Source organism: Paraburkholderia kirstenboschensis, from assembly GCF_904848585.1.
Classification (GTDB): domain Bacteria; phylum Pseudomonadota; class Gammaproteobacteria; order Burkholderiales; family Burkholderiaceae; genus Paraburkholderia; species Paraburkholderia kirstenboschensis.
Genome location: NZ_CAJHCR010000013.1, coordinates 135593 through 156567, shown reverse-complemented (window position 1 = coordinate 156567; position 20975 = coordinate 135593). Strand labels below are relative to the sequence as shown.

Annotated in this window: 20 protein-coding genes and 7 pseudogenes; 15 read left to right on the top strand and 12 right to left on the bottom strand. The window is 61.3% G+C overall.

Features of this window, described 5'->3' with window-relative positions; genetic code table 11:
• Window positions 1–2 precede the first annotated feature (2 nt).
• Window positions 3–395: a VOC family protein gene (locus tag JMY24_RS27195; protein ID WP_201703243.1), complete on the bottom strand. Its 393-nt coding sequence runs from the start codon at window positions 393–395 to the stop codon at window positions 3–5.
• Window positions 392–1342: a ketopantoate reductase family protein gene (locus JMY24_RS27190; RefSeq protein WP_128597065.1), complete on the bottom strand. Its 951-nt coding sequence runs from the start codon at window positions 1340–1342 to the stop codon at window positions 392–394. The genes JMY24_RS27195 and JMY24_RS27190 overlap by 4 nt, the downstream gene beginning before the upstream one ends.
• A gap of 57 nt (window positions 1343–1399) precedes the next feature.
• Here JMY24_RS27190 and JMY24_RS38515 point away from each other — a divergent pair.
• Window positions 1400–1591 (top strand): annotated as a pseudogene (locus JMY24_RS38515) (hypothetical protein); the annotation flags it as partial.
• A gap of 175 nt (window positions 1592–1766) precedes the next feature.
• On the opposite strand, the gene JMY24_RS27185 reads toward JMY24_RS38515, so the two are convergent.
• Window positions 1767–2396: a TetR/AcrR family transcriptional regulator gene (locus JMY24_RS27185; protein ID WP_128597064.1), complete on the bottom strand. Its 630-nt coding sequence runs from the start codon at window positions 2394–2396 to the stop codon at window positions 1767–1769.
• Window positions 2397–2528: 132 nt separating this feature from the next.
• Here JMY24_RS27185 and JMY24_RS27180 point away from each other — a divergent pair.
• The 5 genes and pseudogenes from JMY24_RS27180 to JMY24_RS27160 form a co-directional block, all read left to right on the top strand.
• Window positions 2529–2714 (top strand): annotated as a pseudogene (locus JMY24_RS27180) (oxidoreductase); the annotation flags it as partial.
• A gap of 169 nt (window positions 2715–2883) precedes the next feature.
• A complete protein-coding gene (locus tag JMY24_RS27175) occupies window positions 2884–3672 on the top strand; it encodes an SDR family NAD(P)-dependent oxidoreductase (RefSeq protein WP_128597063.1) in 789 nt (262 codons plus the stop codon).
• A gap of 44 nt (window positions 3673–3716) precedes the next feature.
• Window positions 3717–4299: pseudogene (locus JMY24_RS27170) on the top strand (alpha/beta fold hydrolase); the annotation flags it as partial.
• 47 nt (window positions 4300–4346) lie between these two features.
• Window positions 4347–5348, top strand: a complete 1002-nt coding sequence (locus JMY24_RS27165; protein WP_128597062.1) for an NADP-dependent oxidoreductase — start codon at window positions 4347–4349, stop codon at window positions 5346–5348.
• A gap of 270 nt (window positions 5349–5618) precedes the next feature.
• The gene (locus JMY24_RS27160) at window positions 5619–6554 is read left to right on the top strand and encodes a substrate-binding domain-containing protein (RefSeq protein WP_201703242.1); all 936 of its coding nucleotides are present in this window, start codon (window positions 5619–5621) and stop codon (window positions 6552–6554) included.
• Window positions 6555–6739: 185 nt separating this feature from the next.
• Here the strand turns inward: JMY24_RS27160 and JMY24_RS27155 are convergent, their stop codons facing one another.
• The 3 genes and pseudogenes from JMY24_RS27155 to JMY24_RS27150 all read right to left on the bottom strand — a co-directional run bounded on the left by JMY24_RS27155 (window position 6740) and on the right by JMY24_RS27150 (window position 8554).
• Window positions 6740–7177, bottom strand: a complete 438-nt coding sequence (locus tag JMY24_RS27155) for an SET domain-containing protein (RefSeq protein ID WP_128597061.1) — start codon at window positions 7175–7177, stop codon at window positions 6740–6742.
• Window positions 7178–7209: 32 nt separating this feature from the next.
• Window positions 7210–7573, bottom strand: a pseudogene (locus tag JMY24_RS38510) (cation:dicarboxylate symporter family transporter); the annotation flags it as partial.
• A gap of 21 nt (window positions 7574–7594) precedes the next feature.
• Window positions 7595–8554 (bottom strand): GlxA family transcriptional regulator, encoded by a 960-nt coding sequence (locus JMY24_RS27150; RefSeq protein WP_128583996.1) that lies wholly within the window; start codon window positions 8552–8554, stop codon window positions 7595–7597.
• 126 nt (window positions 8555–8680) lie between these two features.
• Between JMY24_RS27150 and JMY24_RS27145 the strand changes: the two genes are divergently transcribed.
• From JMY24_RS27145 to JMY24_RS27135, 3 genes and pseudogenes are all read left to right on the top strand, one after another.
• Window positions 8681–9088: an MAPEG family protein gene (locus JMY24_RS27145; protein ID WP_128597060.1), complete on the top strand. Its 408-nt coding sequence runs from the start codon at window positions 8681–8683 to the stop codon at window positions 9086–9088.
• 38 nt (window positions 9089–9126) lie between these two features.
• Window positions 9127–9825, top strand: a complete 699-nt coding sequence (locus JMY24_RS27140; RefSeq protein WP_128597059.1) for a GNAT family N-acetyltransferase — start codon at window positions 9127–9129, stop codon at window positions 9823–9825.
• A gap of 509 nt (window positions 9826–10334) precedes the next feature.
• Window positions 10335–10790 (top strand): annotated as a pseudogene (locus JMY24_RS27135) (two-partner secretion domain-containing protein); the annotation flags it as partial.
• Between the two features lies 1 nt (window position 10791).
• Here the strand turns inward: JMY24_RS27135 and JMY24_RS27130 are convergent.
• Window positions 10792–11107 (bottom strand): annotated as a pseudogene (locus tag JMY24_RS27130) (SRPBCC family protein); the annotation flags it as partial.
• Between the two features lie 8 nt (window positions 11108–11115).
• Complete coding sequence (locus JMY24_RS27125; protein ID WP_128583999.1) at window positions 11116–12135, bottom strand: aldo/keto reductase; 1020 nt, start codon at window positions 12133–12135, stop codon at window positions 11116–11118.
• A gap of 100 nt (window positions 12136–12235) precedes the next feature.
• Between JMY24_RS27125 and JMY24_RS27120 the strand changes: the two genes are divergently transcribed.
• Together JMY24_RS27120 and map are read left to right on the top strand one after the other, a co-directional pair.
• The gene (locus JMY24_RS27120; RefSeq protein WP_128596820.1) at window positions 12236–13138 is read left to right on the top strand and encodes a LysR family transcriptional regulator; all 903 of its coding nucleotides are present in this window, start codon (window positions 12236–12238) and stop codon (window positions 13136–13138) included.
• Between the two features lie 76 nt (window positions 13139–13214).
• Window positions 13215–13667 (top strand): annotated as a pseudogene (gene map / locus JMY24_RS27115) (type I methionyl aminopeptidase); the annotation flags it as partial.
• A gap of 121 nt (window positions 13668–13788) precedes the next feature.
• Here the strand turns inward: map and JMY24_RS27110 are convergent.
• On the bottom strand, window positions 13789–14172 hold the full coding sequence (locus JMY24_RS27110) for a nuclear transport factor 2-like protein (protein WP_128596821.1): 384 nt from the start codon (window positions 14170–14172) through the stop codon (window positions 13789–13791).
• Between the two features lie 297 nt (window positions 14173–14469).
• On the opposite strand from JMY24_RS27110, the gene JMY24_RS27105 reads away from it, so the two are divergent.
• On the top strand, window positions 14470–15639 hold the full coding sequence (locus JMY24_RS27105) for a glycosyltransferase family 9 protein (RefSeq protein ID WP_201703241.1): 1170 nt from the start codon (window positions 14470–14472) through the stop codon (window positions 15637–15639).
• 147 nt (window positions 15640–15786) lie between these two features.
• On the opposite strand, the gene JMY24_RS27100 is transcribed toward JMY24_RS27105, so the two are convergent.
• A complete protein-coding gene (locus JMY24_RS27100; protein WP_128596827.1) occupies window positions 15787–16365 on the bottom strand; it encodes a TetR/AcrR family transcriptional regulator in 579 nt (192 codons plus the stop codon).
• Window positions 16366–16599: 234 nt separating this feature from the next.
• Here JMY24_RS27100 and JMY24_RS27095 point away from each other — a divergent pair, with 234 nt between their 5' ends.
• On the top strand, window positions 16600–17304 hold the full coding sequence (locus tag JMY24_RS27095; protein WP_128584003.1) for an SDR family oxidoreductase: 705 nt from the start codon (window positions 16600–16602) through the stop codon (window positions 17302–17304).
• Between the two features lie 113 nt (window positions 17305–17417).
• Here JMY24_RS27095 and JMY24_RS27090 read toward each other — a convergent pair whose 3' ends face one another.
• Entirely contained in the window at window positions 17418–18347 is a 930-nt protein-coding gene (locus JMY24_RS27090) for a LysR family transcriptional regulator (RefSeq protein WP_128596822.1), read from the bottom strand.
• A gap of 127 nt (window positions 18348–18474) precedes the next feature.
• Between JMY24_RS27090 and JMY24_RS27085 the strand changes: the two genes are divergently transcribed.
• Window positions 18475–19248, top strand: coding sequence for an SDR family NAD(P)-dependent oxidoreductase (locus tag JMY24_RS27085; protein ID WP_128596823.1), 774 nt, complete (start codon window positions 18475–18477; stop codon window positions 19246–19248).
• Between the two features lie 13 nt (window positions 19249–19261).
• Window positions 19262–20245, top strand: a complete 984-nt coding sequence (locus tag JMY24_RS27080; RefSeq protein WP_128584005.1) for an aldo/keto reductase — start codon at window positions 19262–19264, stop codon at window positions 20243–20245.
• A gap of 294 nt (window positions 20246–20539) precedes the next feature.
• On the opposite strand, the gene JMY24_RS27075 is transcribed toward JMY24_RS27080, so the two are convergent.
• On the bottom strand, window positions 20540–20857 hold the full coding sequence (locus JMY24_RS27075; RefSeq protein ID WP_128596824.1) for a DUF4148 domain-containing protein: 318 nt from the start codon (window positions 20855–20857) through the stop codon (window positions 20540–20542).
• Window positions 20858–20975: the final 118 nt, after the last annotated feature.

Genomic DNA, 20975 nt, shown 5'->3' with positions numbered 1-20975 from the left:
GCTCACGCCTCCGCGCGTGGATTGATCGCCAGCGCCTGCGCGACGCACGTCGCCGGTTTAGCTTGAATGAGTTCGACGGCAAGGCCATCGGGCAGACGCAGCCAGTTGCGTCCCTGCGGCATTTCGGAAACGCCGAACGCTTGCGCGGCGGCAAGTGCGGCCTCCAGGTCCTCACACATCACGCCGAGATGCGCGAGCCGGCCTTCGGGGCCCTCATGCTGCGGCGCGCTGACGAACTGCAGACCGCCCAGCGTCCAGTACTGACGCGGCTCCTCGCGCGTGCCGTCGACTTCTCGCATCGTCATGCCGAGCACGTGTTCGAAAAAACGGATATGCCAGTGGATGTCCTTCACCCAGATGGCGACGTGTTCCAGATACGCTTTTGGTGCGCTCATGCTGCGGCTCCTTCGTTCTGGCGGTCCGTCATCGCTCGTTCGATACCCTTGATACAGGCGACGAGCGTCGAATTGACCGGCGTCGGCACGCCGAGCCGTTCGCCCCATCGCACAACCGCGCCGTTGATGAAGTCGATTTCGGTGATCGAGGACTTTTCGAGGCTTTGCAGCATCGATGTCTTGAATGCGGGCGAAAGACCTTCGGCGGCCATGTTCCAGGCGTCTTCGGCATGAGTGATTGAAAGCGTGACGCCGGCGGCTTTCGCGGCGGTCATCGCTTCATTGATCGCTGCGAGCGACGTCGCTTTCAGAACGGGCTCGTCGTAGAGCTGCCCGTAGGTGAGACGCGTGATGCCCGTGATCGCGCCCGTCGCGACATTGATGAGCAGCTTGTCCCACATCGTGCCGAGAATGTTGTCGCTGACCGTGGTGGTCAGGCCGGCGCTGTTGAATGCGTCCGCGATCGCCTGCGCACGGCTCGTGACGCGGCCGTCGAGTTCGCCGATGATCGTGAGCTTGCCCGTTACGCCGGACTGGATATGGCCCGGCGCACGCAACACACCGCCGACATACGTCTTGCCAGCGAGTACGCGCTCACGTCCGACGATTTCGCTCAGCACATCTTCGTGGCCGAGGCCGTTCTGCAACGACAGCACGAGCGTTTCAGGACCGACGAGATCGAGCGCGCCGCGCATGGCCTGATCGGTATGAAAGGACTTGACCAGCACGATCACGAGGTCGACGGGGCCGGCTTCCGCCGGATTCATCGTAGCGCGGACCTTGACGCGGCGCGTGCCGCGTTCGTCGTCGACTTGCAGGCCGTCGCGGGACATGGCCTCGACGTGCTCGGCGAACCGGTCGACGAGCCATGTCTCATGGCCGCCTTCGATCAGCGCGGAGCCGATGGCGCAACCTAGCGCGCCAGCGCCGAGAAATGCGATCTTCATATGCGTCTCCTTGAATGGAAACGAAGATACGGCTCCGCGGCACATATTGGCAATGCAATGGCTTTAATAGCGGCATTGCATTTCGCAATATTGAGGTGGTGGACAGGACAAGTTCTTTCGTTCAACCTCGACAACCACGTATCGCAATCGCGGCTGTTGAGATGCATCGACCGTTTCTTTGATCTACGAGATGTGCGCCAGCACTTCGCACCGTTCTATAGCCCGATGGGTCGTCCATCGATTGACCCGTAGCTGATGGTCCGCATGTTGATCGTGGGTTATTGTTTTGGCGTCAGGCGCGCCCAGGTCGGCTTACGGTTTTTGGCAAACGTGCAGGATCGCCGCCGCTCGCGCTTATGTGCCCGCCTGCTTTGCGTACTTCGCAGCAGACCCTCGAACATTTAGTGTGTCACCTGTGACTGCGTCATTCCGGTCTTGCCGACGCGCCGCTACCCTGATTGAGCGTAGGTTCGCCCGCGGTCGCCGACGGGCTCATTGACGCCAGAATCTCGTCGCGGCAAACCGCAAGGATTTCGTCGGCCAGCGGCGAATCGTCGGGGCAGGCGCGCGACATGACAATGGCACCGACCGCGTGCGCCAGTATGTCGAGGGATCTGGCTCGCGCCTGGCTCGGGTCCACACCGTCCGCCGCACTGCCCTCGGCGCTCAGCACAGCCAGCAGGCTCTCAATGCCGGCCGCGAACGTGGCCCGAACTGCTTCCGGCTGACGCGCGGCATCCCCGCCCAGTGCGGCCATCGTGCAACCGGTTGCGCGGGTGTCGCGGTGCTCGCGGGAAAGGTAGTACCGCACGAACTCAGGCGCGTCCACACCCGCGCTCAGCGCCACGGTCTGCGCGATGCCGCATTCCGCCGATTCCGCCATCAGATCGGCCTTGGAGCGGAACTGCTTGTAGAAGCCGCCGTGGGTAAAGCCGGCGGCGGCCATCAGATCGGCAACGCCGACCCCATCGTAGCCGCGTTCCCGAAACAACTTCGACGCCGTCTCGACGACGTGCTCCCGGTTGGCCTGCGCCTGTGCCTTGGTGATCTTCATTTCCCGACCACTGTGAGTGCATCTCTGCGAAGGCTCCATTATACATTGATGTCAATCATCATCAAAACCTTGACAGTTTAGATTATGAACGTCATCATTGCTCGCACTACCAACCCCGGAAACTGACGCAACATGAGCGACAAGACGCTTTTCGAGCCCTACGCCCTCGGCCGCCGGACACTCGCCAACCGCTTTGTCATGGCACCGCTGACCCGCAATCGCGCAGGCGCGGGGCTGGTACCCAGCGAACTGGCCGCGACCTACTATGCTCAGCGCGCCTCCGCCGGCCTCATCATCACGGAGGCCACCCAGGTGGCAACCCCGATCTGGTCGAACGCCTGAAGACCGGCGCACCGCTGGGCCAGCCCGACTTCGCCACGCTCTATGGCGGCGGCGCTGCGGGCTACACCGACTACCCGACCATCGCCGCCTGAGGCGCGCGCTGCTCGCGTCCGTATCTGAACCACTCTTGCAAGGGAAAGAACCCATGACCACGCTTCCGACTGTTCTCATCACCGGTGCCTCATCTGGCATCGGCGCCACCTACGCCGAGCGCTTCGCCGGCCGCGGCCACGACCTCGTGCTGGTTGCACGCGACAAGACGCGCCTCGATACGCTGGCCGCGCGCCTGCGTGAAGAAAGCGGTGTGGCCGTCGAAGTGCTGCAGGCCGACCTGACCCAACCCGGGGATCTGGCCGCCGTCGAGACCCGTCTGCGCGACGACGCTCGCATAGGCATCCTGATCAACAACGCTGGCATGGGCCAGACGGGTGGCTTCGCGCAGCAGACCGCTGATGGCATCGAACGCCTGATCACGCTCAATACCACGGCGCCGACGCGGCTCGCAGCCGCGGTCGCTCCGCGCTTCGTGCAGTCGGGGACTGGATCGATCGTCAACATTGGCTCGGTGGTAGGTTTCGCGCCCGAGCTCGGCATGTCGATCTACGGCGCGACCAAGGCCTTTGTGCTGTTCCTGTCGCAGGGATTGAACCTCGAGCTGTCACCCAGCGGGGTCTACGTGCAAGCGGTGCTGCCGGCGGCGACCCGCACGGAGATCTGGGAGCGCGCCGGCATCGACATCAATACGCTTGCCGAGGTGATGGAGGTCGGCGAACTGGTTGACGCGGCGCTGGTCGGCTTCGATCGCCGCGAACTCATCACCATCCCGCCGCTGCACGTGGCCGGACGCTGGGACGCGCTGGAGGGCGCGCGTCAAGGGCTCATCTCGGACATTCGACAAGCGCACGCGGCCGATCGCTATCGCCCAGAAGCGTGACCACTGCGGCTTCTGTCTTACCCGAAAGCCAGCCATGCCTGATTGGCGACACCATCGCGTTGATCCGCGCGATGGGTTTCAATCAGGTCGATCTGCTCGGCTTTTCGCTCGGCGGCTTCGTGGCGCAGGACGTGGCGCTAAAGGCGCCTGACCTGGTGCGCAGGCTCATCCTCACAGGCACCGGGCCCGCGGGCGGTCAGGGTATCGATCGTGTGGGGCCATGTCCTGGCCACTGATGCTCAAGGGCCTGGTGACGATGCGCGATCCCAAGACCTATCTGTTCTTCACCTCCACCGCTAACGGCCGGCAGCAAGCGCATTCCTGAAGAGGCTGAAGGAACGCAAGGCGGGGCGCGACAAGGGGCCGACACCCCGCGCGTTGCTTCGCCAGCTCAAGGCGATCAAGGCCTGGGGCCAGCAGGCGCCGCAGGACCTCACCCGTCTGCACATGCCTGTCCTGATCGCCAATGGAGACAACGACATCATGGTGCCCACCGCCTTGAGCCACGATATGGCCCGCCGCATTCCCAACACGCAGTTCGTCATTTACCAGGACGCCGGACACGGAGGCATCTTTCAGTATCACACCGACTTCGTGATCAAAGCGCTGGAGTTTCTGGCGCAATGAATCCTTCGCGGTCAGCGACAGGTTCCCAACATTGGATTTAGAACACCATGAAAGCGCTCACCTTCAAACGCTATGGCAAGTCACCCGAGATCGGGTTCGCCGAAGTGCCCCGCCCCACGCTAAAGCCTGATGAACTGTTGGTCCAGGTCCACGCGGCGGGGTTGAACCCAATCGACAACATGATTCCCGCGGGAACGTTCAAGCCCGTCCTCAAGTTCGAGTTGCCCGCTACGCTGGGCAGCGATATCGCCGGTGTCGTGACCGAGGTCGGCAGCCGTGTGACGCGTTTCAAGCCGGGCGACGCAGTCTTCGCCAGCCTCTTCGATCTCGGTAGGGGCTCGATCGCCGAATTCGCGGCGGTGCCGGAGAGCGTTGCCGCATCGAAGCCGGTCAATCTCGACTTTGTGCAGGCTGCGTCCGTTCCGATGGTCGCGCTCACCTCCTGGCAGGCGTTGAAGGAGCGCGCCAATCTTCGAGCTGGCCAGAAGGTCTTCATCCCTGCCGGGTCCGGCGGTATTGGCACGTTTGCGATCCAGTTGGCAAAGCACTTCGGCGCCAGCGTGGGAACGACCACCAGTACGGGCAACGTCGAGCTGGTAATCAGTCTGGGCGCAGACGAGGTCGTCGACTATAAAAAGCAGGAATTCGAGAAAGTGCTGCGCGGCTACGACGTGGTGCTTGGCACTGTAAGAGGTGATGCGATTGAGAAATCCATAGGTATCCTCAAACCGGGGAGCAAGATTGTGTCTCTCATCGGGCCGCTGGATGCAGCGTTCGCCCGTGCTCGCGGGCTGAACTTTATTCTGAGGCTGGTATTCGGGCTGATGAGCCGCAAGATCATGCGGCTCGCGAAAACGCGGGATGTAACCTATTCATTTCTCTTCGTACGCCCCGATGGAACCCAACTCGCCGAAATTGGCGAACTCCTCAAGTCGGAACAGGTTCGTCCAGTGATTGACAAGGTGTTTCCGTTTTCGCAAGCGAAGGAGGCGCTTGAATACCTGGCCCAGGGACGCGCCAAGGGCAAGGTCGTCGTGAGGATCAAGTGAGCTGCCAACGACGCTGGACAACGAGACGCACGCCGAGGCGACAAGCGACACCGGGTCCTCGGGAAGAGTTCTGAAAACCGGACGGCGTCGGAATTCGTCAGGGTCAGGTGACGATGGCAGGACGTGGGTCATCGGATTATTATTCCGAAAGGTCGGCGAAAATTGGCGCGAGGTAACGATTTCGCTTGCCTGGTAAGAACCTTCATAACAAGGCAATGCCTTCCCGCAAGCTTGCCCGGTCAGCTCCAGGCCACTGCCAGTGGAAACACCATGCTTGGACCTCTGAAATTATTCATACTGCTTTGGTCGTTGGCGGGGATCGTGCCCACCGCGTATGCGATCACAATCGGTGCTGTCCTACCGGGCTCATCGCTTGTTTTCTACCAGACAATGCTCAAGGGAATACAACAGTCGGCCCATGATCGTCATGTAGATCTGCTGATTCGCAGCCCGTCCGATGGTGAGTCGCTCAATACATCGAATATCCAGTTGCGCATTATCGATTACATGGTGACGCAGGGAGTCTCGGGTCTGCTATTGGCACCGGAACCATTGGCAAGCGACACGCGGGTTTCAATCCCTGTCCCGGTGGTCCTTGTCGATCGGTATAACGCCGATTACGACGGCCTCTCGACGGTACACACAGACAATTACGGCGCAGGCAGGAAGGCCGCGCTCAGCCTCGTACCGGTTTTGAAAAAGGGCGCCAAGGTGGCAATGCTGCGGCTCGCGCCCAACGTGAGTTCGACTTCCGCGAGAGAAAGCGGATTCTTAAGCGTCGCCCGCAGAGAGGGATGGGATGTGGTGATCGACACCTATGTCGGGTATCGACCACGCGATGCCGAAGCGCTGATCGCTGAGGCGATAAACGCCTACCCGGCCCGCCTGGACGCCGTTTTCGCGCCGGCCGAACCCATCGCCTACGGCGCTCTGCGGGTAATTGAAAACGCGGCAGTCGACCAGCGCCCGCGCCTCGTGCTATTCGACTGGCGTCCGGAATTCATGGAAGGCCTCAAAAGAGGAATCGTCCACGCCGCCATATTGCAGGACCCTTACCGCATGGGTTACCTCGCGCTGGCGTCGCTGGTCGAGGCACTTCAGGGCCATCCGCCGCCCCGCAATATATTCGTCGACGTGGTCACCGTTACGCCAAAAAACATGAACGACCAGGCGATCCGTTCGTTGTTGGCAAAGTACGCCAAATAAGCGGCGTGAGCCACGAGCGTGTCGAGTACCGCTTGACGGGGCAACCGTTGCCGCCGCTTGAATCCAGATGTCTGCGGCGATGCAAAGCGCCCATGTGAGACGGTTACCCGATGCGGTTGCAGCCCGTCGCGGAGAGCACCAGAGCGCGCGAACTCAGGATATACGCCGACATTGCGAGGTGCTGCTCACGCACCTGCGAGCATCGTTCCGCGACATCGCCGGTGGCCGCAGCGGCAAGCATACTGCGCGCGCACTGCTGCCGAGGCACGGCCCTCTGTCGTGAGACCGTATGCGATGAAGAGTTCCTCGCCCGGCTGGATATCCGACACGGCCTGAATGTAGACCCTTCCCTCATCCTCGACGGCCTCACAGTTGGCGACGCAGGCATGGTTGAGCCAGCGCGCGCTGTTGCCGCCGAGCGAACCGTCGATGACCCGTCCATCAGAAAGTCCAAAGAGGAACGTATGGCCCTCCTCCCCGAACCGGCGATGGCGACTTATCGCACGCTTCCAGCTCATCACCGTGCCCGTGTACTCGAGGATGAGCTCGCCGGCACATAAGGGCTGCAGCGCAAAGACGCCGCGACCATGAACGCTCGAGCGGCGGACAGAAATTCTTTTCATCGATTATTGAGGCTGCGAATGTCGAAGTTGAGCTACCGCGGAGGAGGACTGGAACGAACATAGCGCCTCGCGCCTGGTTCGTCCATCATCACAAACGGAATTTTCAACATAATGGCACGATACAAAGAGAGCAAGCGTTTAAACGTATCGCGGTCGAGCGCCTTTCCCATTTGGCGACGACGATCGTCGCGATGCCGTTGCCGATGACGTTGATCAACGCGCCGCCTTCCGAGATAAATCGACAGATGCCGAACACGAGAACAAGGACGGCTACAGGGATGCCTGCACGGAACTGAGCGTCGCGGCCATTACGATGAATGCGCCTCCGCTGACGCTCGCCGCGCCCTTGGACGTGAGCAGCAGGACGAGCGGAAGCGTGAGCTGATGACCGATGCTGCCAGCCAACTCCGCGTGCTATCAACCGTCCACTCTCAGTTCGCGCACACCGCGACCGAGTTTCCGGCGAAGCAGATTCCTCAATGTCGAAGCGTCAGCGTATCCAACGCGCTCGGCCACGGTGTCGAGGTCGCAACCGTCCAGAACGAGTTGACGCGCACGCTGGACGCGCAGGTCCTGAAAGAACGCCAGCGGCGATTTGCCGAGCACGAGTTCCGTCCGGCGCTGCAACGTGCGCGTATGGACGTGCAGCGCATTCGCCGCATCCTGTAGTGAGAAACCGTTCGGCAGATTGTCGCGGGCCCATCGTTCAAAACGCTCGACCAGCGGATCGGCATGCGCCAAATAGTCCGGGATGATGTATTGCGCCTGCGACGTACGGTTGTCAATCAGCAAGAAACGGGCGACCAGCGTTGCGAGCTCGGGGCTCGCCTGCCGCACGAACCAAAGCGCGAGATCGAGATGCCCCATAGCCGCGCCCGCCGTGACGATTCCATTCGAGCTTACGACCATGCGTGAATCGTCCAGCCGGACCTCCGCATAACGCTCGCGAAACAACGGTGCGAGCGACCAGGTGGTGGTCGCGTCTTCGCCGTCCAGCAGTCCGCTGTCGGCGAGCACGAAGGTGCCGATGCATGCCGCAGCGATACCGATTCCCTTTTCCCGCCACGCTCTAAGACGCTTTTTTGCCTCGACGACATCACGCCGGCCAAGAGCGGCGAGCAGCGCGTCGCGTGTCTTCGCATTGAGCGCCGGCACCACGATCCAGTCCGGCCTGCCGATGACGCGCACGGGCGCAGCAGCGATCCTCAGACCCATTGCCGTGCGGATCTGTCGCGTGAAGCCCACGACTTCGATGTCGAGCGGTGCGTGGGCCGCGCCGCGCGCCAGCGCGAGTTCGTTGGCGGTCGCGAAAGTGTCGAGCAGGGTCGTCAGTCCTGTGTCGAATACGCCATCCAGCGCAAGTATGCCGATCTTCATGTCACAAATGAACCTGAAATTGTCATTTGTGACTATAGCTCCGGCGCGGCACGGTGCCTAGAATCAGTTCATCTAATCGGGCTTTGGGTGAGCCCGGACATTGCGAAAACAAGACCTGACGACACCATGCAACTGACTTCCGAACTGGCTTGCCTCGCCACCGTCGCCGTGGCGACGGCGCTCATGTGGGTGCCTTATGTCCTCGCGCGCATTGCCACCAATGGGCCGCTGCGCGCGATGCGTGATCCCGCATCGTTCTTGCCGGGCGATCCGTCCTGGGCAAAACGGGCGAAGCGCGCCCACGCCAACGCCGTCGAGAACCTCATAGTGTTCGCCCCGCTCGTGCTCATCGCCGCGGCGCTCGGCGTCTCCACGGCGGCAACTGTCGTTGCGGCCAAGATCTATTTGCTGGCCCGATTGGTTCACTACGTCGTCTACATGGCGGGCGTGCCGGTCGTTCGCACGCTCGCTTTCCTGACCGGCTTCGGCGCCACCATCGTGTTCGCTATGGCGATCTTCGAACACGCCGTCTGACCACAGCTGCCCGACGGGCGTCATCCACAGAGAAAACCATGCACAGAATCGATGCGGACAGACTCGATAACCCCGCGTGGGAAGCACTCACCGCGAAGCAAGCGCGACTCGCCGCGGGCGCCGGCCTTGCGCGCCGCTTCCTTCCGTCGATCGCCCCATTCGCCGCAGTGGAATGCTTGAGTGGAGAAGCTCTGGAACAGCTTGCCGACCTGCTCGCTCCAGGAGAGGCGGTACTGCTCCAGACGCTGACCGATATCCCCTCCACTGCAACCGAGGCGGGACTGCGCGCGGAAAAACTCTTCGATGTCCTGCAGATGACCGACAAGCGCACCATCGAACCGGGCGACATAGGCGATGTGGAACGTCTGGGCGCGGTCGACGCGGACGACATGGTTGCATTGGTCGTTAGGACCAACCCAGGGCCGTTCGCGCAACGCACCGTCGAGACAGGTCAGTACATTGGTTTGCGGGACAAAGGACGCCTTATCGCGATGGCTGGTGAACGCATGCGGCTCGACGGCTTCGTCGAGATCAGCGCGGTATGCGTGGACGACGACTACCGTGGCAAAGGCATCGCGGCCCGCCTGATGAATATCTTGCGCGCCGAAATACGGAAGCGCGGAGACGTGCCATTTCTACACGTGCGCGCCGACAACGCGACGGCCATCGGGCTCTATCGCCGCCTGGGCTTCGAAGACCGGCGGACCTTCGCCCTATATCGAGTGACACGAGTCTGAGACCGTCGGCACCGACGCATCGACGGCGGCGAGCTGACAGCCGCACGCCCCCGATCCGCCGCTGGACCGCGCGCCCGCTTGACTGGAGCTTTCGAAGGTTGAAAAGCCATTCCTGCCATCGCGGCGACCGAAACCCTCCCCGCTTGGCGAGATACCGGCAAGCACCGGGTGCATGCGCAAATACCGGTTTGTCTTTCGAAACGCGCAGCTACCACTAGGCTGTGTTGTGCGGTATGGCGGCTTTCGCGCCTTGCCTGGTCGCAACAAACTGCATTCCGCGACAACGACTTTCTACGAATCACGTTTCGGGAGGGATCATGTCGCGTCATTCAATCGGACTGGCGATCCAGTCGCCGCTAACCCCGCGCAACGGGCCAACCTTTACGCTGGCGTTTGCCGGCGCGGCACGCGTTGCACCTCGGTCCCGGCCTTCCGCGTTGACGCGTGTCCGGCGCCCGCTGCCGCTCGCGCTATGGGTGCCGCTCGCGTTCGCCGCGTGGTGGGTACCGATGGCCCAGGCGGCCGGACCACTGCCGCAGAGCGGCGCCTTCGTCCGGGGGCAGGGCGCGATTAACAGCGGCACCAGTTTGCTGACGATCGACCAATCCTCGTCCCGCGGCGTGATTGACTGGCACAGTTTCTCGATTGGCAACGGCAACACCGTCGCCTTCAACAACGGTTCGGGCGCGACGCTGAACCGTGTAACGGGCGGCGACCTGTCATTGATTCTCGGCAAGCTCACCGCCACCGGCAGCCTTTACCTGATCAATCCGCAAGGCATCGTCGTGGGGCCCTTGGGCGTTGTCAGCACGGGCGGACGCTTCGTCGCGTCCACGCTGGATATCTGCAACGACGCCTTCATCAACGGCGGCGATGCACTCACGCTGTCGGGCAAGTCGGACGCGAGCGTGGTCAACCTCGGCAGGATCAGTTCCAGCGGCGGCGATGTGTTCCTGATCGCGCGTCACCGGACCAACCGACCTGCAATGAGCGACCATCTCCGACCTCATCAACGCGCAACGTCGAGCGGTACTCTGTAACCGGAAAAGGCGCTTCGAGAATCGAATAGGTATAGCTGCGCGCGCGGTTATCGAACGCTTCCAGCGCGCTCGACGATAACGTCGCCATTCGGGTTGGCAAGGCGCCGCACGCGGCCGCCTTCGCTCAACTCGCTGGACAGGACATGCGGAAGCCAGTCCGGTAGCGAGTTGAAGCCGCCGATCAGTTGCCACACGATGTCGGGCGAAACGGGAACCGTAATGGATGCATTGGCCTGTGCCATTTCGCTCCTTATGCGTTGGCCGGCAGCGGCGCATTCGCCGCCACCAGACCTTGCTCGCGCAACTCGCGCCAGAAGTCCGTGGGAATGACTTCCTTGACGGCCGCATGGTCTTCCGCGATGCGTGCCGGTTTGCTTGCGCCGGGAATCACCGCCGCGACGACCGGGTTGGCCAGCACGAACTGCAGCGCAGCCGCCTTCACGCTCACGTTGTGGCGCGCGGCGACGGCCTTGATGCGTTCGACCTTCGCGAGAATCTCCGGCGACGCCTTCTGGTATTCGAAGTTCGCGCCGCCTGCCAGCACGCCGGAACTGTACGGACCACCGGCGACGATCTCGACGTTCTGCGCGGCGGCGGCCGGCATCAGGCGCTGCAGCGCACGCTCGTGATCGAGCAGCGAGTATCGTCCAGCGAGCAGAAAGCCGTCCGGCTTCGACTCAGAGAGGTCGAGCAGCAGTTCGCAAGGTTCGACGCGGTTCACGCCGAGCCCCCAAGCCTTGATGACGCCTTCGTCACGCAGCCGCGTCAACGCACGGAACGCGCCCGTACGCGCCGATTCGAAGACCGCAAGCCATTCGTCGCCGTAAAAGTCCTGCGCGACGTCATGCACCCAGACGATATCCAGGCGGTCGGTCCCCAGGCGCTTCAGACTGTCTTCGACCGAGCGCAGCGTGGCGTCGGTCGAATAGTCGTTGACGATCTTGTTGGGAAGGCCAAATTCGAACACGCCGCCCTTCTCGCCCAGATCGCGCGCGCTCGCATCCTCTATTTCGTCCAGAACGACACGGCCGACTTTGGTGCTGAGCACATATTCGTCGCGCCGATAGCCGGCCAGTGCTTTCCCAAGGCGGATTTCGGACAGGCCCGCGCCGTATAGCGGGGCCGTGTCGAAATAGCGGACGCCCTGATCCCAGGCGGCCTTGACGGTCGCCAGCGCCTCCTCTTCCGGAATGTCACGATACATGTTGCCCAGCGGGGCTGTGCCGAAACCGAGCTGCGTACCAGCCGGCAACTTATCCTTGATACTCATCGACCTGCTCCTTGTGTTGAGTTGATAGCAAAAGTCTAGGTTGCGGGCTTAAGTCTGTCCAAGACATAATTAGATAGACTTGAGTCCCAGAAGGTCTTACATGCTCGATATCCGACAGTTGCATTATTTCGTGGCCGTGGCTGAGGAACAGCACGTCGGCCGCGCTGCGGAACGGCTGCACATCTCGCAGTCGCCGCTCAGCCGCCAGATCGCCCAGCTAGAAGAACATCTCGGCTTGACACTGTTCGAGCGCTCGCAGCAGCGCATTCGTTTGACGACCGATGGACGGACATTTCTCGCCGAAACCCAGGCGTTTCTCACGCATGCGAAGCGCCTCGAATCGCTCGCGCGGCGGCTTGGCCGCGGCGACGAAGGCGGTCTGTGCATCGGCTATCTGGAGAACGCGATGCACTCCGGCGTGCTGCCCAACGCGCTGCGGCAACTCCGCACGGACCGGCCCGATGTGCACATCGCGCTCTACAACTACCACTCGGCCGAACAGCTGACAGGCCTGCGTCAGCGCAGCCTCGACATCGCACTCGTGTGCGATCCGCCACCGTCCGACGACCCGGATCTCGAAGCCGCCCAAGTGCTTGACGACCCGATGCTGCTCGCGATTCCGGTGGGCCATCCGCTCGCCGACGCGGACCGTTTCACGCCTGAAGACCTCGCGGCGCAGAAGTGGATTGGCGTAATGCACACCGAAGGCGCGCTACGGCACGACAACTTCATAGCAGCATGCGCGAAGGCGGGCTTCACGCCCGATATCGGAATGGAAGCGACCGAGCCGCTGGCCGCGCTCGGGCTCGTCGCCGCCGGCCTGGGGCTCACCATGATCCAGCAAAGCCTGCGCCATCAGGCGCCGGCCGGTGTCGTGCTGCGCGAGCTGTCATGGTTCAGCTACCGCACGGCGCTTTGGGCGGCATGGCACAGGGTCAACCTGAGACCACTAGTCGAACATTTCCGCATCACGTTGCTGCGTTCCAGCGGCAATGCAGACTGAACAGACAGGTCATGCGATTCGCGACGCGGAGATCCGTGGACGAACCTCCAGTGTGAAGTGCTTTCACCACCGCCACTCCGGCAAAATGTATCTGCCAGGCGAGGTATCGCCCTTGGCTAAACGGCTCGTGGAAGTCACCTATCAGGCGATGTGGAAAGGCATCAGGGCCGTTCGTCCAGGCGCGCGACTGGGCGATGTCGGTCATGCGATCGAGCGGCACGCACGGAGAAACGGTTATTCGGTCGTGAGGGAATATTGCGGGCACGGCATCGGACGCGAAATGCACGAGCTTCCTCAAGTGCTGCATTGGGGAAAGCCGCGAACCGGTCTGGTGCTGCAAGAAGGCATGGTATTTACCATCGAGCCGATGATCAACCAGGGCCGACATGCGGTTCGGACCGAAGACGATGGCTGGACGGTCGTCACGAACGATGGAAAACTGTCCGCGCAATTCGAGCATACCGTCGCCGTGACCCGAAACGGTGTGCGAGTCTTGACGTTGCGTCCGGAGGAAAGAACGTTGAACTGAAGTCCGCCGGGCGAGAGAGATATCTTCACTTAAAGCGGGCCCGTCTCAACGGACGTGCGGCTCGATTGTGAAGAACCATGCCAGAGCCTGTGCACCCAGTTATCCCGCCCGCTATAGAAGATCACGCGATCTGCTGAACCCATTGGCTTCGCCAGTCCGGTGCTTCGAACGGGTCCGAAAAATACTGGGTTTCGTGAACGACCTTGTCGTTGCGGAATTCCATAATGCTCACCGTATAAGCGACTCGCCCGCTATAGGTGATAGCGTATTCCGTGACCCAGAGATTACCTTCTCCTTGAATCCGTCTGATATCGAATCCCGATGGTTTACCTGGGTGATGACCTCGCAGTGCCTGCAAATTGTTTCGCCCGAGGATGCGTTCACCTGATTGAGGATAGTCACAGATGGCGTTGTCATCGTAAATGTCATGTTCTGCGTCGAGGTCGCCGACCGCCGACGCGTGCCAGTGCGCATTCAGGGCTTCACGAATTTCTTCCTGCTGCATGGAGTGCCTCCGGATACCATTGAGTCCATCTCTTGCGTTTTGCTTCGACCAAACAATTGATTCGATTCTCAACGATGTGGATACCGATGTCCAACGACCTCTTGAGGCCGCCACGGGACAATATTGATTTCCTCAACACCGGCGACGGAAAGCTGCGAGCTCGCGAACGACCATAGCGGCGAGCGCTCACGACGCGGCAGTTTCGTATGGCGGCCCACAGACCGGGCACCTCCTTCCATGCACACTCAGTGCGTCGCTCCGCGCGGCTTGGCACTCACCTTATCTCGTGGATATGCAATGGAATGGAAAAGCCTGCTTACTGAATTCCCGGTCTGGGTGATTGGCCGCTTGACCCCGCAGCGGCATGACCCTCATCGCAGTACGCCGCGTGAAATTCTTGTCCTTCGACCGAACGATTTTGGTGAATTGCTGACTGCGACGCCGATCTTCGAGGCGCTCAAAAAACGCTTCCCCGCCACCCGAATCGTTGCCGGCATCGGCAGTTGGGGGCGTCCGATTCTCGAGAACAATCCCTTCGTCGATGAGATCGTCGAGGTCGACGCACCATGGAACAACAAGATCGTCGAGAACCGCTCGCCCGGTGACGTAGTGCGTTTCCTGCTGAAGTCGCCGCAAGTCGCCGCGCTGCGCAAGCGGGGCGGGTTTGACGCCGGCATCGACGTCCTCGGCAGTTACATGGGGGCGCTCCTGATGATGCGGCTTGGTGTGCGATACCGCATCGGCGTGCGCGGCTACCGCGGCGGCCACAGCGGGTGTCACGCTTACATTGACTTCGCGCGCCGTCAATCCGGTCGCGCCGCGCTCGCACAAGCGGAGTTGCTCGGTGCAACCGACCTTCCCGACGCTCGACCACAACTTTTCCTCACGGCGGCAGAACGAGCAAGCGCCATGAGGATCTGGTCCAGTGACTCCCCGGACGTTCGCACGACATGGCGAGTGCTGGTCGGCGTGGGGGCGGGTGTGCCCACCAAGGCTTGGGATCCCCGTCAGTTTGGGGCAGCTCTCCTGCAGATTGCGTCCGCATTGCAACAGTCCGGCGACCGCTGTGAGATTCTTATAGTTGGCAGCGAGGCCGACAAGGCGCGTGCCAACGAAGCTATCGCCGCCGCCGGACCTAATGTTCCGGTGCGTTCAGTGGCAGGCGAGGTGTCGATGCGAACGGTCTTTGCGCTCGCCGAAAACGCGAATGCCGTCCTGACGAATTCTTCGATGCTGATGCATGTGGCTGCCGCCTTCCACCGGCCGACTGTCGCCGTGCTCGGCGGCAGTATCACGAGGCCGACGGTTCACGATGCGATCTGGGGATACCCGGAACACTATAAGAGCATCTCACCGGATGTTTATATCGAAGGCCAACACGAAAAAAACTGGCCGAGCGTCGAGCGGGTTGTGGACGCCGTGCTGAGTGCATTGCGAACGCAGCGTACTTGCGTGAGTACGGTGTAGGTCGAGCGTCCCTTGAGCGCCGCGAGCGCGAACAACCTTCGACGGTCTAGACCAGTCACTAGTTGAACGGCCCTGCCCGATTCCAGTCACTGTCCTGGTCGGCGTTGAAATGATCCTTGGCGCGTAGCCGTGAATCGCACCCGGCGCTCAGGGAGCCGTAGGTGGCGTCTCATCGGCAAGCATGCGGCGCCCTGCTTCGAGGATTTCGTCTGCGAAGGCGGGATCGGCGTCTGCAACCGCGCGCGATAACACGAGCGCCCCGACCATCTGACTGAACGCTGCAATGGCATCCTGGCGGGTTTCTTCCGGCGCCGCGCCTTCCTTGCAAATCATGGCTGCAAACCGGTCGAGATACGCCGCCAGGCCGCGCGCGTAGGACACACGCGCGGCGGCGGTCATCCGCGGAGCGTCGCCAACGAAGCCGGACAGCGGGCATCCCGCCTCGATGTTGTCGCGGTGCCGGGTCGACAGGTACCGCGCGGTTTGCTTGACCAGGCTGCCGGCGTTCGGCGAATCAGCATAATCTTGCATGGCCTTTTCCATCACCGCGGCGACCAGCGCGTCCTTGGACTTGAAGTGGTTGTAAAAGCCACCCTGCGTAAAACCGGCTTCCTTCATCAGCTCCGCGAGCCCCACGGCGTCGACGCCGTGAATGCGGAACAGCCGCTCGGCGGCCGCGACAATCGCGCTCCGGTTTTCGGCGGCCTGTTGCCGAGACACACCCATCGCTTTCTCCCTTATCCAGACAATCGCATCGATTAACAAACACAATGTCGATCACCATTGACATACCCGAGCTGCGTCGACACAATGCATCAAAAGACGATGGCGATCGACATTGACATGAGTCTAGCGGACTTTCGGGCGTGAAGGGAAGTAATACGCAACGAAGTTTTTTGATCAGTTCCCATGCGCCCGGTGAGCCGGCGCGCCTGCGATTAACCCTATGAAGGATGCGTCATGAAAATCGAAGGTTCTGTTGTTTTCGTAACGGGCGCGAATCGCGGCCTTGGTCTCGAGTTTGCGAAACAGGCGCTCGAAAGAGGGGCGCGCAAGGTCTATGCGGGCGCGCGCGATCCGGCCAGTGTGACGTTGCCGGGCGTCGCGCCGGTGAAACTGGACGTGACCGATCCAGCGGCGGTCGCCGCTGCCGCCGAGGCGGCGGGTGACGTCACGCTGCTGATCAACAATGCGGGCATAGCACGGCTTGGCAGCCTGACGGACGACGGCGCGATCGACGCGTTGCGCGATCACCTCGAAACCAACGTGTTTGGCATGCTGGCGATGTCGCGGGCGTTTGCGGGCAACCTCGCCGGCAACGGCGGCGGCGCGATTCTGAACGTGCTTTCGGTCGCGAGCTGGGTGAACCGGCCGATCCTCTCTGGTTATGGCGTGTCAAAGTCGGCCGCGTGGGCTCTGACCAACGGCCTGCGTCATTCGTTGCGCGAACAGCATACGCAAGTCGTCGGGCTTCATGCCGGCTTCATCGATACGGATCTGACGCGCGGGCTGGAAGTGCCGAAGGCGACGCCGGCCGACGTCGTGCGTCAGGCATACGACGCAATTGAGGCCGGTGCGGAGGAAGTATCCACCGACGAGTTCACGCGTGAGGTGAAAGCCACACTGTCCTCGGGCGTCTATCTCAACGAGCCGGTTGCTCACTAACGGCATCGGAGCGCTCGTCCGTCGCATGCGAACGCGTGCGACGGACGGCATGACGACTATCCACGTCAATGAACCTTCGTGGCAACAGCAGCAATTGGCGGCTCCGTTCCGGCTCACGCACGCGCCCTCGAAATCTTCGCGAGTGACTGCTGTTTCCGGATGATATTGATCAAGCTAAGTAACGCCGGGTGGTTGTATCGACGGCCGCTGTAGTAAATGTGGAAAGGATCCTCAGCGCACGCATGCTCTCCCAGGACAACCCTCAGGGTATGCCGTGCCAGTTCATCCGCGATGCGGGCCTCGAGCAGATACGCTATGCCCATTCCCGCCTTGCACGCGCTGATCGTGGTCGCGGTATCGTTGATCGTAATCGACCCGGGCACTCGCATAGGGGTTGTTTTACCTGCAACGTTGACCTCCCAACGGTAGCTCGAATTGTCGCCGAGTAAAAGCTGAAGGCAGTTGTGATCGGCCAGCTCGCTGACATGACGGGGAGTGCCGTGTTTCTTCAGATATGCGGGCGACGCGGCCATTACCCATCGCTGCGGGCCGGTAAGCGGCACCGCAATCATGTCTTCCGGAACATGGTGACCGTAGCGGATTCCAGCGTCGTATCCTTCTGCAACGATATCGATTGGCCGGTTATCGACCACGACCGTAAGCTGCACTTCGGGACACAGGCGCGCGAATTCCGGCAATGCCGGTGCGACCAGCAAGTGGGCGGCATCCGCGAAAACATTTAGACGTAAAGAGCCGAGCCGCGCCGTACCCGGCGCTTCAAAACTCTCCAGAGCCGAGCCGATCTGATTGAAGCCTTCTTCCAGCCGGGAAGCGAGATCGAGCCCGGCCTCCGTGGGCGAAACCGCCCTGCTTGTGCGGTTGAGCAGCTTTGCGCCGAGGCGATCTTCCAGCCGCCGCATCGCGTGACTGACTGCCGACGGGGTCTGCCCTAGTTCAATGGCAGCAAGCCGGAAACTCCGGCACCTGACTATCGCGAGAAACAACCTTAAGTCTGCAAAATCGATCCGGTCGTTCTTTGCCATGGTGAATGCGATTCATCGCTCCAGTGAATCCGTTTCATTCTACGGTATGTAATCATTTTCCTGGTCAAGTACCCAGAGCGCTGAGGCATATGCCCCGCTCATGTTTGATCCATTCGGAGGAAATTCCATGCATGGACTTGAGCAAATACACATTGGCGATCTGAAAGATACGAGAGTTCTCGTCACGGGCGGGTCGACTGGAATAGGAGCGGCTGTTGTTCGCGCATTTGCCGCACAGGGTGCGCACGTGGTCGCGCATTTCAACGAGAGCGAAGCGGCCGCGCAAGCGCTGCGAGCGGAATCACCGGAGCGCATTCACCTTGTCCAGGGCGACGTCAGCGAGCCGGGCGAAGCATCGCGGGTCGTAAAGGAAGCGGCGCAACTGCTAGGCGGACTTGACGGGCTCATCAATAACGCCGGCGGCATGTTGGGACGGCTGGAATCTATAAGCGCCTCGGCCAGCCACTTCGAACAGGTTGTCAATCTGAACGCTAGATCGGTTTGGGAAGCAACCTCGGCTGCCCATCCGTTTCTCAAGGAATCCGGCGGTTACGTCATCAATACGTCGTCCATTGCTGCACGTACGGGCGGCGGCGCAGGAGCGGTGCTTTACGCAGCTTCGAAAAGCTTTGTCAGCAGTTTGACCCGTGGCCATGCAAAGGAATTCGTACACGACGGAATACGGGTCAACGCGGTAGCACCAGGACTCATACAAACGCCGTTCCACGACAAATACACGCCGCCGGAAATCCGGGCGTCGCAGACAGCCACGGTGCCGATGGGCAGAGAGGGCCTGCCGGAGGAATGCGTCGGTGCATTTCTGTTCCTCGCGTCTCCCGCCATGTCGGGATATATCACGGGGCAGGTCATTGAGGTCAACGGCGGACAACTCATGCCATGAACGGAGAATCAAGATGAAACAGCGGAAATTCGGACACGCGGAAAGAAGCGTCTCTGAAATCGGGTTTGGCGCATGGGCGATTGGAGGCTCATGGGGCGACGTCGCCGAGAGCGATGCAAAGGCCGCCCTGCATGCAGCGCTCGACAACGGTACAACCTTCATTGACACCGCCGACGTTTACGGCGACGGGCGTTCGGAGCGGATCATCGCGGACGTGCTAAAAGAACGCTCAGGGCCGCGACCCTTCGTTGCGACCAAGGCTGGGCGGCGCCTGGACCCTCACGTGGCACAGGGCTACACCGCAGCGAATCTGCATGCTTTTGTCGACCGGTCTTTGAAGAACCTGGATATGGAGCGCCTCGATCTGGTACAGCTTCATTGTCCACCGACCGAGGTCTACTACCGGCCGGAGGTTTTCGATGCGATGGACCGCATGGTCGCATCGGGAAAGATCAGCAGCTACGGTGTGTCGGTCGAGAAAGTCGAAGAAGGTCTGAAGGCGATCGAATATCCGGGCGTGAAGTCGGTACAGATCATCTACAACATTTTCAGGCAAAGGCCAGCCCGCTTCATTCAGGAAGCTCGTGACCGAGGAATCGCGGTCATTGTCCGGGTGCCTCTTGCATCGGGCCTGCTCACGGGAAAAATGACGCGCGAGACGACGTTTGCGGCCAATGACCATCGCCTTTTCAATCGTAATGGCGAGGCGTTCGACAAGGGCGAGACTTTTGCCGGCGTTCCTTATGACGTCGCTCTGGAAGCCGTCGACGAAATCCGCTCACTCGTTCCGCAGAACGCCACGATGGCGCAGTTCGCGCTTCGCTGGATTCTCATGAACAATGGAGTGACGACTGTCATCCCAGGGGCGAAGAACGCAGCGCAAGCCAAAGCAAATAGCGAGGCGAGCGAACTGCCGCCGCTGACTGATTCGGCCATGGCGGTCCTTCGCGCGCTGTACCTGGAAAAGATCGCGCCGTTTGTCCATCAGCAGTGGTAAAGCCTCGTTGAGAACACGTCGATCGTTGCCTTCCGGTTACGCGCCGGAAGCACCAATACTCTATCGCGTGTTCCGACGCGAACAAGGTTGATGTCGAACCCACTGGTCAAGAACGTGAGACGAACCAGCGACCCACGCTGCTCGCGATAGTTGCCGCCAGCGCGCAAGGTTCCTCATCGAAGCAATCAGAAACCGCCATCGACTGGTAGCGAGCGAAAGCCCGGGCAGCCCGCGTCACGCGAGGAACGCATTCATTGCCCGCCCGGCTGTTGCACGTCACACCGCAAACGCGGCTCAATGTCCGAAGTAGATCTGCCCGGCACCGTCCACCGATGCCGGCGCGCCTGCTTGCGACGAGCCGTTCATCGACACGCCCCCTACCGACGTCGTATACGCAGCAGTCCGTGCGGCGGACACCTTCGCCTCTGCGGCCTGGATGTCCGCGGGATACTGCGCGTCAGATGCAACCGGACGATATCCGGCCATTTCAAACTGCACGAGATCGGCGCGCACTTCGGCACGCGTCACCGGTTGGTCGACGGTTTGCGCGAACGAAAGCGCGGGCGCGGCCAGTGCGCAGGAAACGAGAACAACGTTGAGCAGTGCTTTCATGATCATTCACCTGTCTGTGGGTTGCGGCCACATTCACGATGAACGCGGCCCGGGTTCCCTCCGTTGCGATTCGTGAAGGGTTGAACGGATTGTGGGCAATCAGCACTGACCCAATGCT